This window comes from Candidatus Leptofilum sp. (assembly GCF_965223285.1).
Lineage (GTDB): Bacteria > Chloroflexota > Anaerolineae > Promineifilales > Promineifilaceae > Leptofilum.
Genome location: NZ_OZ244997.1, coordinates 2,986,487 through 3,000,584, shown reverse-complemented (window position 1 = coordinate 3,000,584; position 14,098 = coordinate 2,986,487). Strand labels below are relative to the sequence as shown.

16 protein-coding genes are annotated in these 14,098 nt (G+C 51.0%); 14 read left to right on the top strand and 2 right to left on the bottom strand.

Annotation, left to right across the window (positions count from 1 at the left end; genetic code table 11):
• Window positions 1-148 precede the first annotated feature (148 nt).
• Together ACOQPU_RS13605 and ACOQPU_RS13600 are read left to right on the top strand one after the other, a co-directional pair.
• Window positions 149-1,996, top strand: a complete 1,848-nt coding sequence (locus tag ACOQPU_RS13605) for a 2-oxoacid:acceptor oxidoreductase subunit alpha (protein WP_420645638.1) — start codon at window positions 149-151, stop codon at window positions 1,994-1,996.
• Between the two features lie 2 nt (window positions 1,997-1,998).
• Complete coding sequence (locus ACOQPU_RS13600) at window positions 1,999-3,036, top strand: 2-oxoacid:ferredoxin oxidoreductase subunit beta (protein ID WP_420645637.1); 1,038 nt, start codon at window positions 1,999-2,001, stop codon at window positions 3,034-3,036.
• A gap of 37 nt (window positions 3,037-3,073) precedes the next feature.
• On the opposite strand, the gene ACOQPU_RS13595 is transcribed toward ACOQPU_RS13600, so the two are convergent.
• Window positions 3,074-3,721 (bottom strand): MOSC domain-containing protein, encoded by a 648-nt coding sequence (locus ACOQPU_RS13595; protein WP_420645636.1) that lies wholly within the window; start codon window positions 3,719-3,721, stop codon window positions 3,074-3,076.
• A gap of 225 nt (window positions 3,722-3,946) precedes the next feature.
• Between ACOQPU_RS13595 and ACOQPU_RS13590 the strand changes: the two genes are divergently transcribed.
• From ACOQPU_RS13590 to ACOQPU_RS13575, 4 genes are all read left to right on the top strand, one after another.
• Window positions 3,947-4,552, top strand: coding sequence for an FHA domain-containing protein (locus ACOQPU_RS13590; protein WP_420645635.1), 606 nt, complete (start codon window positions 3,947-3,949; stop codon window positions 4,550-4,552).
• A gap of 118 nt (window positions 4,553-4,670) precedes the next feature.
• Complete coding sequence (locus ACOQPU_RS13585) at window positions 4,671-5,417, top strand: hypothetical protein (RefSeq protein WP_420645634.1); 747 nt, start codon at window positions 4,671-4,673, stop codon at window positions 5,415-5,417.
• Between the two features lie 117 nt (window positions 5,418-5,534).
• Complete coding sequence (locus ACOQPU_RS13580) at window positions 5,535-7,088, top strand: protein kinase domain-containing protein (RefSeq protein ID WP_420645633.1); 1,554 nt, start codon at window positions 5,535-5,537, stop codon at window positions 7,086-7,088.
• 90 nt (window positions 7,089-7,178) lie between these two features.
• Window positions 7,179-7,895, top strand: a complete 717-nt coding sequence (locus ACOQPU_RS13575; RefSeq protein WP_420645632.1) for a hypothetical protein — start codon at window positions 7,179-7,181, stop codon at window positions 7,893-7,895.
• Between the two features lie 195 nt (window positions 7,896-8,090).
• Here ACOQPU_RS13575 and ACOQPU_RS13570 read toward each other — a convergent pair whose 3' ends face one another.
• Window positions 8,091-8,282: a hypothetical protein gene (locus tag ACOQPU_RS13570; RefSeq protein ID WP_420645631.1), complete on the bottom strand. Its 192-nt coding sequence runs from the start codon at window positions 8,280-8,282 to the stop codon at window positions 8,091-8,093.
• 434 nt (window positions 8,283-8,716) lie between these two features.
• Between ACOQPU_RS13570 and ACOQPU_RS13565 the strand changes: the two genes are divergently transcribed.
• From ACOQPU_RS13565 to ACOQPU_RS13530, 8 genes are all read left to right on the top strand, one after another.
• Window positions 8,717-8,884: a hypothetical protein gene (locus tag ACOQPU_RS13565; protein ID WP_420645630.1), complete on the top strand. Its 168-nt coding sequence runs from the start codon at window positions 8,717-8,719 to the stop codon at window positions 8,882-8,884.
• Complete coding sequence (locus tag ACOQPU_RS13560; protein ID WP_420645629.1) at window positions 8,862-9,494, top strand: uracil-DNA glycosylase; 633 nt, start codon at window positions 8,862-8,864, stop codon at window positions 9,492-9,494. Before ACOQPU_RS13565 ends, ACOQPU_RS13560 begins: the two co-directional genes overlap by 23 nt.
• A 71-nt stretch (window positions 9,495-9,565) precedes the next feature.
• The gene (locus tag ACOQPU_RS13555; RefSeq protein ID WP_420645628.1) at window positions 9,566-9,967 is read left to right on the top strand and encodes a type II toxin-antitoxin system Phd/YefM family antitoxin; all 402 of its coding nucleotides are present in this window, start codon (window positions 9,566-9,568) and stop codon (window positions 9,965-9,967) included.
• A gap of 4 nt (window positions 9,968-9,971) precedes the next feature.
• Window positions 9,972-10,361 (top strand): aspartyl protease family protein, encoded by a 390-nt coding sequence (locus ACOQPU_RS13550; RefSeq protein WP_420645627.1) that lies wholly within the window; start codon window positions 9,972-9,974, stop codon window positions 10,359-10,361.
• A gap of 16 nt (window positions 10,362-10,377) precedes the next feature.
• Window positions 10,378-11,118 carry a methyltransferase domain-containing protein gene (locus tag ACOQPU_RS13545; protein ID WP_420645626.1) on the top strand — a complete coding sequence of 247 codons (741 nt, stop codon included), beginning with the start codon at window positions 10,378-10,380 and terminating at the stop codon, window positions 11,116-11,118.
• Window positions 11,119-11,302: 184 nt separating this feature from the next.
• Window positions 11,303-12,220, top strand: coding sequence for a pyridoxal 5'-phosphate synthase lyase subunit PdxS (pdxS, locus tag ACOQPU_RS13540; protein WP_420645625.1), 918 nt, complete (start codon window positions 11,303-11,305; stop codon window positions 12,218-12,220).
• A 77-nt stretch (window positions 12,221-12,297) separates the two neighbouring features.
• Window positions 12,298-12,744 (top strand): aminoglycoside 6'-N-acetyltransferase, encoded by a 447-nt coding sequence (gene aac(6'), locus ACOQPU_RS13535; RefSeq protein ID WP_420645624.1) that lies wholly within the window; start codon window positions 12,298-12,300, stop codon window positions 12,742-12,744.
• 365 nt (window positions 12,745-13,109) lie between these two features.
• Window positions 13,110-14,093, top strand: a complete 984-nt coding sequence (locus ACOQPU_RS13530; protein ID WP_420642832.1) for an IS110 family transposase — start codon at window positions 13,110-13,112, stop codon at window positions 14,091-14,093.
• The last annotated feature ends 5 nt before the right edge of the window (window positions 14,094-14,098 follow it).

The following is a 14,098-nucleotide window of genomic DNA, read 5'->3' as shown; positions in this document are numbered from 1 at the left end:
GACAGGTTGAGATTGTATGAACTCATAAGCGTGTCCCACACGTGCTTATGAGTTTCTTTTTCCCACAGGTCCATTTCACAACTGAAGTGGATATAACCGCAGGGTGCAAGCCACACCTGCCGCCAAGTAAATGAAAGGAGATAATTTTATGGGCGTAACACACCTAGCTCCAGACGAGACTTTGCCCGCCGAACAGCCTAACGGTGGCGAACGGCCGTCTGTTGTCAACGACTTTTCTATTGTGGCAGCCACCGCCAACGGCACCGGCAGCCAAACGGCCAACCTGGCACTTTTGCGGGCGTTGTTCAAAATGGGCATTCCGGTCAACGGCAAAAATATCTTCCCGTCCAACATCCAGGGGTTGCCCACCTGGTATCACATCCGCGTCAGCCATGAAGGGTATGTGGCCCGACGACATACGTCTGAGGTACTCATTGCCTTCAACGCTGCCACCGTGGATGAAGATATAGAAATATTGCCTCCCGGTGGCATTTGCATCTACAACGACGACTGGCGCACCGTGCCGCAGCGTGACGACACCACCGCTTACGGCATTCCCGTAAACCAATTTGTGAAGGAGACGGGGCTAACAGGCAAGCTCAAGGATTACATCGCCAACATGGTGTACGTAGGTGCGGTGGCGCAACTGCTGGGCATTCCGTTGGAGAAAATAGATGATGCGCTGGATTACCATTTCAAGGGGCGGCGCAAGCTGGTTGATTCTAACATGGGGGTGGTGCGAGCGGCGTTTGAGTGGACGGCCGTCAACATCGAAAAAAGCGATCCGTACCGCGTGGCCGAAATGAATGCCACCGCAGGCAAACTTATGATCACGGGCAATGAAGCGGGGGCGTTGGGGTCTGTGTATGGCGGTGCCAGCTTTGTGGCCTGGTATCCTATCACCCCATCTACCAGCTTTGTAGATGCCATGAGCAGCTATCTGGCTAAGCTCCGGCGTGACCCGGAAACAGGGGAACAAACGTACGCTGTGGTGCAGGCGGAAGATGAACTAGCAGCGATTGGCATGATTTTGGGTGCAGGCTGGGCCGGGGCGCGCTCAGTCACTGCCACTTCTGGCCCCGGCATCTCGCTCATGTCCGAATTTGCTGGCTTGGGCTACTTTGCCGAAATTCCGGCCGTCATTTGGGACGTGCAGCGGGTGGGGCCAAGCACTGGTTTGCCCACGCGCACCGGGCAAGGGGATTTGCTCTCGACGTATTACCTGGGGCATGGCGATACCAAAAACGTGATTTTGCTGCCCGCCACCGTGGGCGAATGCTTTGACTTTGGCACCATCTCCTTTGACCTGGCAGAGACGCTACAAACGCCGGTTTTTGTGTTGAGCGACCTGGATTTAGGCATGAACAATTGGATGACGGAACCTTTCACCTTCCCGAATGCGCCTTTGCAGCGGGGCAAGGTGCTCACGGCTGATGAGGTGCATGAAAAAGGATTTGCCCGGTACAAAGATATTGATGGGGATGGCGTAGGCTATCGCACGCTCCCCGGCAATGAGCATCCTCTGGGTGCGTGGTTTGCGCGTGGTACCGGCCATGATGAGAATGCGGTTTACAGCGAGAAGTCTGAAGATTGGCTGAACAACATGGCACGGCTAGAACGCAAGTTCAACACGGCGCGTGACTCTGTGCCTGCGCCAATTACTGATCAAAATGGTGAAGCCAAGATTGGCATTATAGCCTTTGGCACGACGCTGTTTGCCATTGACGAAGCGCGGGATCGTCTTGCGGCTGATGGCATGGCCACCAGCTTCATGCGGCTGCGGGCCTTGCCGATTAATGAAGCGGTTGCCAAGTTTGTGGCTGAACATGACCGAGTATATGTGGTTGAGCTAAACCGGGATGGGCAGATGCACAATATTTTGCAGACCGAAATGCCAGAGATGGCTACGAAACTCATTTCGCTGGCATTTTTGGACGGGATGCCGTTGACGGCGCATTGGGTGGTTGACGCAATTTTGAATGGAGAGGGCAAATAATTATGGGCGCAAAGCGAAAAGCACGTGTTAATTTAATTGGATTAGAAAAAGCGGATTACAATGGGAAGACCTCCACATTATGTAAAGGGTGTGGCCATAACTCCATCTCTAGCCAGATTGTGTCGGTGGCGTATGAGTTAAGCATTCAGCCGCACGAGATTATAAAGTTGAGCGGGATTGGCTGTTCTAGCAAGTCGCCTGCTTACTTTTTGGGGCGGTCGCATGGGTTCAACTCGCTGCACGGCCGTATGCCATCCATTGCTACCGGGGCATTAATGGCAAATCACAGTTTGAATGCGATTGGCGTAAGCGGTGATGGCGACACGGCCAGTATCGGCATGGGACAGTTCAAGCATTTGATGCGGCGCAACGTGCGCATGGTCTACATTGTGGAAAACAACGGCGTCTACGGCTTGACCAAAGGCCAATTCTCGGCCACGGCCGACGAAGGGCAGGAGCTGAAGTATGCGGGTTCCAATGAGCTGCCGCCCATTGATATTTGCATGGAAGCGATTATGGCGGGCTGCGGCTTTGTAGCCCGATCCTTCTCCGGAGACGCCAAGCAGGTGCGTGAGTTGCTGAAGGCGGCGTTGAGTCATCGAGGTACGGCCGTTTTGGACATCATCAGCCCGTGTGTGGCCTTTAACAATCATGATACCTCGACTAAAAGCTACGGCTACGGCAGGGAGCATGAAGAGCAGCTACACGACATTGGTTGGGTGCCTCCTGCCGAAGAAATTATGATTGACGACTATGCGCCGGGCGAAATGAAGGTGGTGGAACTGCACGATGGTTCTCATTTGCAGCTACGTAAACTGGACGAGGATTACGACCCAAAAGACAAAATGGGGGCGTTAAACCGCCTGATGTGGGCGCAGGAGAAGCAAGAGTTCATCACCGGGTTGATTTATTACGATGGTGAGCGGGAAAATTTGGCGGAAGCGAGCCATTTGCCCCAACAGCCACTGGCGCATTTGCCGGAAGATAAGTTACGGCCGTCTGCTGATTCACTTGATGAGATTATGGCTAGTTTGATGTAGATTGTTGTAGGGGCGACCCACCGTGTCGCCCTTACGGTTATTTTTTTAGCTTTCTTTTCAGGAGGTGTTTCCAGGGGGAAGCCAATTCAGGAATTTCCAGTAGTTGACGAGCAATTTGAGGCTCAAGGGTGCGGTGGGCTTGTTCGTTGATGCATTGAATGGTGTGGGAGGGATACGGCCGTTCTACCAACTTCAGCTCATCCCCAACTACTACCACGCCGGGTTCCAACACCCGCAAATAAAACCCCGTCCGCAAAGTAGCCACCACTTCGTTTAAGAATTTGGGCAGCTTTAGCTTGCGCTGCTGCTTGGCACAGGGGTAGCGCGGGCCGCTTACCTGCACTGTTGCCTCACCTACCTGAAATGTATCGCCAACGCAGATGTCTGATTCCGTGATGCCGCTGAGCGTCCAATTTTCGCCAACGCCGCCTGGGCCGAGCCTGGTATCCCCATCCAGATTGTAGAAATCGTTCCAAAAATCGTAATGCGCCAGCGGATGACAGCAGACGGCCTGATCCAGAGAGCCATGATGCTTTGTATCGGCAACTTTGTCGCCTACCAACCCGGTAACCTCCAGCAGTAGCGGCTCGTTCACTGACTGGCGGAAGATGGCGGAACGCCAGGTGCCGCGTTTGTCGGTATGTGTTTGGGGTTGCCCGATGAGTTGAGTGTAAATCTGAATCATAAAATCTCCTTCTTGACTGCGCCGATTTTAGCACACACGCTTCTACCAAAGTAACCATACGGAAGTAAGTATCACGCCAAGGCGCAAAGTTCTTCAGCAGACGGCTTTGTGTATTGGCGGCTTTGAGTGAGCAACAATCTGATTTTGGTAGAGGTCCGTTTTAGCACAGGATTCAGTTGACAGATATTGCGGCACTGCGTAGTCTTGGCGGTGAGGATAGCAAATATGAACGGCAAAGAGCCACCCAAACTAATTGACCCAACCGGCCGCACTCACGAATTAAGCGGCGCGGCAACGACCATTGGCCGCGCTATTGAAAATGAAATTGTGGTGAGCAGCAAGCGCATCTCGCGGGAACATGCCCGGATTCGCCGTGAAGGGTGGCGGGTGCTGGTGGAAGATTTGGGCAGCACCAACGGTACGTTTCTCAACGGCCAGCGATTGTTGGAGCCAACGCAACTGCGTGACAGAGATCAAATCAAAGTGGGGGACGTGCAGTTTGTGTTTCATGATCCAGAGGTAACGCACCAGGATACGCCCTTGCCTGAGTTGGAAATGGACGTGCCTGCCGGGTTGGTGCGGGTGAATCGCCAATTGGTGGAGCTAGCCCCCAAAGAGTTTGACCTGCTGGCGCATTTGTATTCGCGGCCAGGTTTGGTTTGCTCTAAAGATGAGATTGGCACGGCCGTTTGGCCAGAGTATCAGGATGGGGTGTTTGATTACCAGATTGAAAACCTCGTGCGTCGCCTGCGCCTCAAGCTGGAGCCAGACCCCAAAAATCCCCAATTGCTCCTTACCGTGCGCGGTCGTGGCTACAAACTTATTGTGTAATTTCCCAAGCATTTGTGATAGATAGCCAGTTGTTAGCTATCGGTTAGGCAACCGAATCCGGCTCTGCATTACTATGCCTTCATACAAAGTTTATTGCGTGATGGCATGGAGGTAAGTGATGAATCAAGAGACGGTACGGCAAAGTAAGCCAAAGCAACGATCATTTTGGCAAGATTTTGGCGGCGCGACGCTGTTATTGGCGGGCGTTGTGTTCCTGGTGGTGAACGTTTTGGGTGTGCGCCATCTTGAAAATTGGTGGAGCCTGTTTATTGCGCTGCCGGGTGTATTGTTTTTGGGCATGGGGGGGATGATCTGGTCGGGAAACGGCCGTTTCACCATCCTCCCTCGCATAAGCACGGGCATTGGCATCATTGTCCTGACGGTGGCACTGATCTTTGCCTTGAATCTGAATTGGGAAGTTTGGTGGCCACTGATGGTGATTGTGCCGGGTACGGCCGTTTGGCTGCTGGGTGGTGCGAAAATTGGTGTGGGGGGAACGGCCGTGCTGCGCTTTGGTCGCTGGATTGGCGGCATGATGATTTTGCTAGGCTTCACCTTTTTGGCCGATCAACACAATTTGATCGATTTGGCGGCCCGGTTTGGCAATTTTCACTGGTGGGGCTTCTTCATCCTCATTCCCGGTTTGGGCGCATTTTTTGAAGGTGTGCGCGTGGCTCGCCAATCCACCTGGGCTTCCACCAGCTTGCTCATCGTTGGAGTGTGGATTGTTAGCAGTGGCCTGATGGAGCTATTTGCCCCAAACTGGCTTTCATGGGAAGGTATGGTGGGTATTGGTTTGATTGGCACTGGCTTGCTGAGTCGCGGCTTGTTTTTCCTCAAGCCGCGCCCTCAATCCAGCAATTAGACAATACTGGATTTAAGAGTTTATCCACAGATTAACGCAGATTTTGCAGGTTTTTGCCTTTAATCTGCGCCAATCTGCGAAATCTGTGGATTATTTTTGATCATAGATGAGGTAGCAATGAACCGAGCATCCTTGTCGGGGCAAAATTTAGGCAAATATCGCGTTTTGGAGCCGCTGGGCAGCGGCGGCATGGCGCGCGTGTATCGCGGCTATCATCCTCAACTGGATCGGTATGTGGCCATCAAAGTGCTGCGCTCTGATCTGGTTGAGGACGAAACGTTTCTAACACGCTTTCGGCATGAAGCGCAATCTGTCGCCGCATTGCGCCACCCCAACATCATTCAGGTGTATGATTTTGATGTTGAAGATGGCATCTACTTCATGGTGATGGAGCTGCTGGACGGGGACACGCTGCACACGCGGCTCAACGATTATCGGGTGCGGAATGAGCAAATGAGTTGGGGGGAGATGATTCGCATTTTGCTGGATGTGTTGGACGGCCTCACCTATGCCCATCAGGAGGGGATGATTCACCGGGACATCAAGCCAGCCAATATTTTACTGACGCAGCAGGGGCAAGCGGTGGTGGCCGATTTTGGCATTGCTCAAATTGTGGGCGGCACGCGGCATACCGTCTCTGGTGCGCTGCTGGGCACGCTCAACTACATGGCGCCTGAGCAGGGGTTGGAAGGGGTGAGCGATGTCCGCTCCGATTTGTATTCGTTGGGCATTGTGCTTTATGAGATGTTGACGCGCCAGCCGCCGTTTAATGCAGACACGCCGCTGGCAATTTTGCTAAAGCATGTCAACGATCCATTGCCGCTGCCATCTGAACTAAATCCAGATATCCCGCTGCCGCTGGAACGAATCGTGCTAAAGGCGTTGGCCAAGGAGCCAGACGGCCGTTTCCAAACTGGCACAGAGATGATTGAGGCGTTGAAAACGGCCGCTGCCGAAGCCAACATCGAGGTGCCGGAGTTCATCTCGCCGCCACTTTCGTTTTCTACGGCTGATGCCCCGGCCGATTCGGTGGCTGTTTATTCTGGCGAAGCGCGAGAAAAGTTGGTGGATGCCCAATTTGCGGCGCAGGATACGGCCGTTACCCACAATGAATCTATTAGCGAGGCATTGGCTCAGTTAAAAGCAGAGGAGCCGCCTGTAAATTCTATAACCAAAGCGAAACCAGAAACGGCTACTTCGACTACACTCAGCACAAGCGTTGCCCCCAAGCCGGAGCAATCTGGCGGCAGGGCTGTTTTAAGCGGTTTGGGAATTTTGATATTTGCAAACGCGCTAATCATCATGTTTTCTGGAGTGGTTGGTGCGGATTGGTTTTACAGCCGGGGCTGGCCCATAGAACTGATACTGGGTTCCGTGATTTTTAGTCAGCTCATGATAAGCCAACGAAGCTATTGGTTAAGCATTCCCACTGGATTGATTTTGGGCCAAGGAATATTATTGGGATTCTACGCACTGACAGGGCGATGGAGTGATTGGTCTTATTTGTGGCCGTTGCAGGTTTTTGTTGTTCTGGGGGTGCTTTGGTTCACGATTCGTGGGGGCATAGAGGCCACCGATTTAGAGCGGTTGGCAGTGCTGTGGGGCAAGCGGCTGCGCCTTTTGGCTTTTTTGGTGGCTGGTTCTTATGTTGCGGCTATTTTGCTGTTTTGATAGCTGAAAGATAGCTGCTGGTTAGGTGGGTAAACGGCCGTTCCATTACACTCCTTTATATAGCTAGAGATAACATAAAGGAGCGACATCATGCCAAAGAAAACATCAAATTACAGTGGTTTGTTCTTAATTTTGCTGGGGGGGCTAGCACTGTTGCAGGCCACCGTCTTCCCACATTTAGGTTGGGATTTTAGCTTATGGCGCTTTTGGCCGTTAGGCATTGGTGCTATTGGCCTGGCCTTTATTGCTGCGCCATTTATTTACACCGACCAGCCCGGACTGAAAGCGTTATTCATTCCTGGCTTCCCAGTGATGGTAGTTAGTGCGCTGCTGCTGTGGGGCAGCCTCTTTAATGCGTTGGGTGTTTGGGAATATTTCTGGCCGATGATTCTGCTTGGGCTGGCCGTTGGTTTTTTGGCGTCATCACTGTTTTTGCGAAACGTTTGGCTGATGATTCCCGCGATTATCATTGGCATGAACGGCCTCATTTTCCAATTTTGTACCTTGACTGGCCTGTGGGGTGCCTGGGCAATTTTGTGGACGCTGGAACCCTTAGCCGTTGGCCTGGCCCTGCTGGTTGCCAGCCAAGGTAAAAACCTCGGTTTGATGTGGGTTGGCCTGGCGATGAGTGCAGTTTCTGTTGGCGGCTTTGCACTGATGAGTTTGACGATGTCTGGGTGGGTAAGCTCGTTTGGTGCAATCCTGCTAATTGTTGCCGGTATTGGCTTACTGGCTCGCGGACGCGCCCATGTTTATTTGAAGGAAAAATCACCGGATGATCTGTTGGTGGACAAAGTGAAGCTGTAGAGCAACACATTCCCGAAAGCAAAAAAACGGCCGATTCCGAGGAAGAATCGGCCGTTTTTGTGTAATTGGCATGAAATTTTGAATTTAGCAAACTAAGATTTTGGCCAATTACAAGTAAAAGCGGGAGAAAAAAACTTCTTGTTCCCAAGAACTTTCCCGCTTTTACATGAAAACAGGAGAAACTTGATATGTTTGTTACACAGGCGTGTTACGTGTGTTTGAAACGATAAACGAGCCTTTTAAGATAGAAAATCCAGTAACATCATCCATTTGCTCAAGCAAGCAAAGGATTTGTTCGCGTGCGCCGGCAATCGTTAGATTTAAAATGACATCTTCTTGCGATGCCCCCGTTGGAACGGCCGTTTTGGTTTGGCTTTCTTTTTGCATGATACTGCACAGCTCCCCGAAAAATTCAATAAAATTGGGGCTTCCAATACGTCGCTTGCTGCCCCACCCGATACAGCTTGTGTGGCTGATGTCGTTACGGCCGTTACATCACACTTATAAACCTGATCAAATTAGTGTGATTCTCGGAAAATCATTCTGTTCGCTCATCGCTAGAATCCGAGAATCACGAAAAATAAAAGTGAAAACAGGCAACCAGGTTACGATCAAGCGGTTTTCCCTTTTATGAACGCAAAACCAGATGATTAGATAATGTGAAATGGATGATATGGTTTTACGTTGCTGTTTTGTTCAGGTTGTGCAAAACGGGCGAATGATGGCTTATGAAGAAAAATTTCACGCCCGTTTTACGTTTGCTCCCATGAGATAAAAATAGCTTAGAAGAAATTGCCTTATCTGCCAATTGCATAAAAGTCATGAATCGGTATTCCTATTGGCTATCTTGGGATGATGAGAGCATCTTGCTGAACAACTTTCTGTTTGTGGAAGGCAAACGGCCGTCTTTTGAAAAGTTGGCTGTTTTTGCCTACAATCGGGTGACAGCAGAGCGAGGAGGTTGTTATGCAGAAAAGTTTATTCGATGAACCAGACAGCACGTACAGCTCACTCGATGAACTCATCGACGTGATGATGAAGATGGACGACGATCCGTTGGCCAATGCCGGTACAAATGTGGTCATCTGCCGCGGCAACCCCCAGGCCAAACTGATGATCGTTGGCGAAGCCCCCGGCCCACAAGAAAATATTCAAGGAAAGCCATTTGTGGGGCGTTCTGGGCAGCTGCTCGACCAAATTTTACAGTCCGTAAACTTTGATTCCGAGCAGGATGTATTTATCAGCAACTCTGTCTTTCGGATGCCACCAGGAGAAGGGGGCAAAAATTTCCGCAAGCCCACCAACGACGAAATCGCTTATTACAAGCCATATTTGTTTGAGATTATTCGGCTGATAGATCCTGAAATTGTGTTGCTCACGGGAAATGTTGCCACCCAATCCTTGCTTGGCTTAACGGGAATTACCAAACTGCGCGGGCAGTGGCACGAGTGGAACGGCCGTAAAGTCATGCCCATCTTCCATCCTGCTTACTTGCTGCGTAACCCCAGCCGCAAGCCGGGCAGCCCTAAATCACTCATGTGGCAAGACATACAGGAAGTTCGCCGCGTGTATGATTCTTTGGTAAGTGAGCGATCTTGACGGGATGGGCATTATTGTGTTAAAGTAACCGTCAGAAACTTACGGAACTTACGGAATCTGGGTGGCACATTATGACTACGATCAAAATGTCTAGCGATGAAGCACGGTCTAAATGGCGTGAGGTGATTGATACGGCCGTTGCTGGCAATCATGTGGTTATTGAGCGGTACGGTAAACCAGTTGTAACTATTATTGCTCATGCTGAATATGAAACCATGTTTGAGCAAGAAAGCGTGTTGCGAGAGGCAGCGGCCGTTTACCAAATTGCGCCACAGGAACGAGACTCTCTTAAAGCAGATTTGCTTAAAGAAATAACGGCGGAACTGTTAGCTAAATTTAGCAAACAAGCCATCTCCAACGCTGATGATCCCGTTAATGAGCAATCAGTTAGTAAAGCCGCAAAAATTTTCTCGCCTCGGCTGGCCTACCCTGAGCAAAGTTCAGACTTCAAAAAGGAAATCGTCACGGAATAATTTAATGCCTAATTATGATGCCAATTTGTTTGATCCGCCTGCGCCGTTAGCAATTGTCACGCTGCGCGTCTCAAAAAACCGGGACAATTTGGCAATGGTGCCAATGTTGCTGGATTCCGGGGCGGATGTTACGCTCATTCCGGCCACATCTGCTAATCAACTTGGGCTGGCAGTTGATGATAATGAGGTTTATGAATTGATGGGCTTTGATGGTTCTCGCAGCCTGGCAACGGCCGTTCGGCTAGAGATGCTCTTTCTGCACAAAATATTTAGAGGACGTTTCTTGCTGGTTGATCAAGAATGGGGGGTTTTAGGGCGAGATATTTTGAACCTGGTTTCCTTGTCATTAGATGGCCCCAATTTGACATGGGGCGAGCAACGGCACAGTCGCTAAACTCAGTTGCCAGAAAATGCCTTCAACTGTTTCTTATTCAGACAAAGCTGCTTTGCGTGGCGAACCAGGGTATGTGTGGCGTTCCGGCCAGGAACGTCGCCTGCGGATGATTCAAGAATGGATCGACCTCACTAACGCGACAATTTTGGACAATGGTTGTGGCCTGGGTACCTACCTGGATGCGTTTGCCTCGTTCACGCCACACCGTTTTGGCCTGGAACTAGAGCTGGATCGCGCCCAAAAAGCGTTATCTGTAACGCCTGGCATTGTTCAGGCAAAGGGAGAAACTTTACCCTTTGTTAGCGATAATTTCGACTTTGTTTTTAGCAATGAGGTGATTGAACACGTGGAAGATGATCGGCTGGCTATGGCCGAAATGGTGCGGGTGACGAAGCCAAGCGGCCGTATCCTCATCTTCTGCCCCAATCGCTGGTACCCTGTAGAGCAGCATGGCATTTACTGGCGTGGCACCTACAAATTTGGCAACATTCCCCTGGTAAATTACCTGCCAAATTCGTTGCGAAACCGGTTGGCACCCCATGTGCGCACCTACACCAAGCGCGGCTTGCTGGCTTTGTTCCATGGCTTGTCCGTGAAATTGGTGCATCACGGCCGTATTTTTGGCGGCTATGACAATATCGAAAGACGCTGGCCGGGATTCGGCCGTTTTCTCAAAAATAGTCTGTACACCGCCGAAAAAACCCCTTTCTCCGTTTTAGGCATTTCCCACCTCCTTGTTCTGGAAAAAGATAGCTGAAATTCTAGCTGCTTAGGTTTACATAAATTGATCCTGCTGAAAATGCATTTCAAGCTATTTTCATAGAACCGATTTGCTTGCGGTGTCCCTGCCTTCTGCCTAAAATTTAGAGTAGAAAGAAATTAGTGTACGGCCGTTTAGCCTGCAATTAGCAAATGGCTATGCAAACAACCGGAGGTCTGAGATGAGCGAAAATGGAAAAACCAGCCCAAATGGGCAGAGTGAAGTAGGCAGCTTTAAAGTAAAAGCGGGGCTGGCTCAAATGTTAAAGGGCGGCGTCATTATGGATGTGGTGACGCCAGAGCAAGCCGTGATTGCTGAAGAGGCAGGCGCCTGCGCCGTGATGGCTTTGGAGCGCGTGCCGGCTGATATTCGCCAAGATGGCGGCGTAGCGCGCATGTCTGACCCTGGCATGATCAAAGAGATTATTGCCGCCGTGAGCATTCCCGTCATGGCCAAAGCCCGCATCGGTCACTTTGTAGAAGCCCAAATTTTGGAAGCAATTGGCGTAGATTACGTAGATGAGAGCGAAGTGCTTACCCCTGCTGACGAAACCCACCACATCAACAAACACAACTTCAAGATTCCGTTTGTGTGCGGCTGCCGCAACCTGGGCGAAGCTCTGCGTCGCATTGGGGAAGGTGCGGCGATGATCCGCACCAAAGGCGAAGCTGGCACCGGTGACGTGGTGGAAGCGGTACGCCATGCTCGCACCGTCCTAGGCGAAATCCGCCGCTTGCAGCTTATGCCCGATGAGGAGCTGATGACCTACGCCAAGAACATCGGCGCACCCTACTCGCTGGTGAAAGAAACCAAGGAGTTGGGGCGTTTGCCCGTCGTGAACTTCGCTGCGGGCGGCATTGCGACCCCGGCTGACGCAGCGTTGATGATGCAAATTGGCGTGGACGGCGTCTTTGTGGGCTCTGGCATTTTCAAGAGCGGCAATCCGGCTGAACGCGCCAAAGCCATTGTGGAAGCGACAACCCACTTCAAGAATGCAGAAATTCTGGCCAAAGTCAGCGAGAACCTGGGTGAGCCGATGGTAGGCATCAACGTCAGCAGCTTGCCAGAGAGTGAGCAGTTGGCGACACGTGGTTGGTAAAAAATTAGCCACAGAGCGCACAGAGGAAAAAGAGAAAATCTCTAAATTCTCTGTGTCCTCTGTGGCAAAAAATGATAATGAAAGTTCGTGTATTGGACTCGGCGCGGGATATGGCGGAGTGGCTTCGACTGCGGCAGGGGCTGTTTGACGACAGCACCGTGGCAGAGCATCGGCAGGAGATGGCTGAGATTTTGGCCGAGGAGGATGGCTGCGTGTTGGTGGCGGTACGGCCGTCTTCATCCAAACTCGCTGGTTATCTACACGTTGGCAGCCGCAAATATGCCGAAGGCTGCACCGCTTCCCCCGTGGCTTACCTGGAAGAGTGGTTTGTAGACACCGATGTGCGTCGCCAAGGAGTTGGCCGCGCCCTCATCGCGGCGGCGGAAGCGTGGGCAAACCAAAATGGCTACACTGAACTTGCTTCCGACACCCTCATCGAAAACGAAATTAGCTTGGCCAGCCACCTTGCCCTCGGCTTCACCGAAGTCGAACGGCAAATCAACTTTATCAAGAAATTGGATTAGCCACAGAGGCCACAGAGGGAAAAGAGAAAAGTAAAAACACCAAAAATTTCGCAGATTAAAAAGATAAAAATCTGCTCAATCTGTGAAATCTTTGATAAACATGCTTTGGATAAGAACCAAATCTCTCCAAATTCTCTGTGAACTTGTATGATTGAAAATGAGAGATAATCAGCGTATACAGATTACTTCTCAAGCAGCAGGGTGATGTTCATTTGTGACCAAAGTCATCAAACTCGGCACAGAGATTAACGCCCCTGCTGCATACTCTATCAAGAGGACGAACGGTATCTAAAGCCACTTTCAGGGTTGAGCTTGAATTCGCAAGAAGGTTCGCTGGATAGAGTTAACCCTCAAGGATGGAACCGATGTTAACGATGAGCCTTGGTATCGATATTTCTAAAGATAAGCTAGATGTCGCTCTCTATCAAACAGGTCGCTACAAAACAGGCAGCTTCAGCAACGACAAAGACGGCTGGCGACGGTTGGCTAAATGGCTCAAGAAGCAAAAGGCCAAAGGGGTTCATGTCTGCCTTGAAGCCACGGGTCGATACGGTGAAGGGGTAGCGATGTACTTAGACAAATGTGGCTATGCTGTGAGTGTGGTCAACCCAGCTCGCATCAAAGCCTATGGCCAGAGCCAGCTTCAACGCAATAAAACAGACCAGCAAGATGCCAAGGTGATTGCCCATTTCTGTGCCACCCAAAACCCAAGCCTATGGGCACCGCCATCGCCAGAGGTGCAGGAGCTGCAAGCCCTGTCTCGTCGTTTGGAAACGTTGAAAGCTGACCGAACCCGAGAACTGAATCGGCAACAATCTGGTCTCACCTCTGAGACCGTTCTGACCAACATTGCTGCCCATATTGCTTTTCTTAACGACCAGATTGCTGAGATTGAACAGCAAATGCGTGACCTAATTGACCAAGACCCTGACCTTGGCCAACAACATGAGTTGTTGACGTCGATTCCTGGTATTGGTGACATCACCGCTGCCAATTTCATGGCCGAAGTCCCTGATGTAACCCGGTTTGAGTCCGCTGGACAGTTGGCAGCCTATGCCGGGCTATCGCCACGCAAACACCACTCAGGCTCATCCATTCATCGACCCGGCCGTTTGGTTAAGATAGGCAATCGTCGTTTTCGCGCTGTGATGTATATGCCTGCCTTGTCAGCGATGCGTCACAATCCAATTGTCCAGGCACTCGTCGCTAGGTTGACCGCCAAGGGCAAGAGCCGCATGACGATTGTGGGGGCAGCGATGCGAAAACTGGTTCATTTGGCTTTTGGTGTTTTGAAGCATCGACGGCCGTTTGACCCTAATTATCTTGTTAATCTGCAGGGTACCACTTGATTTTT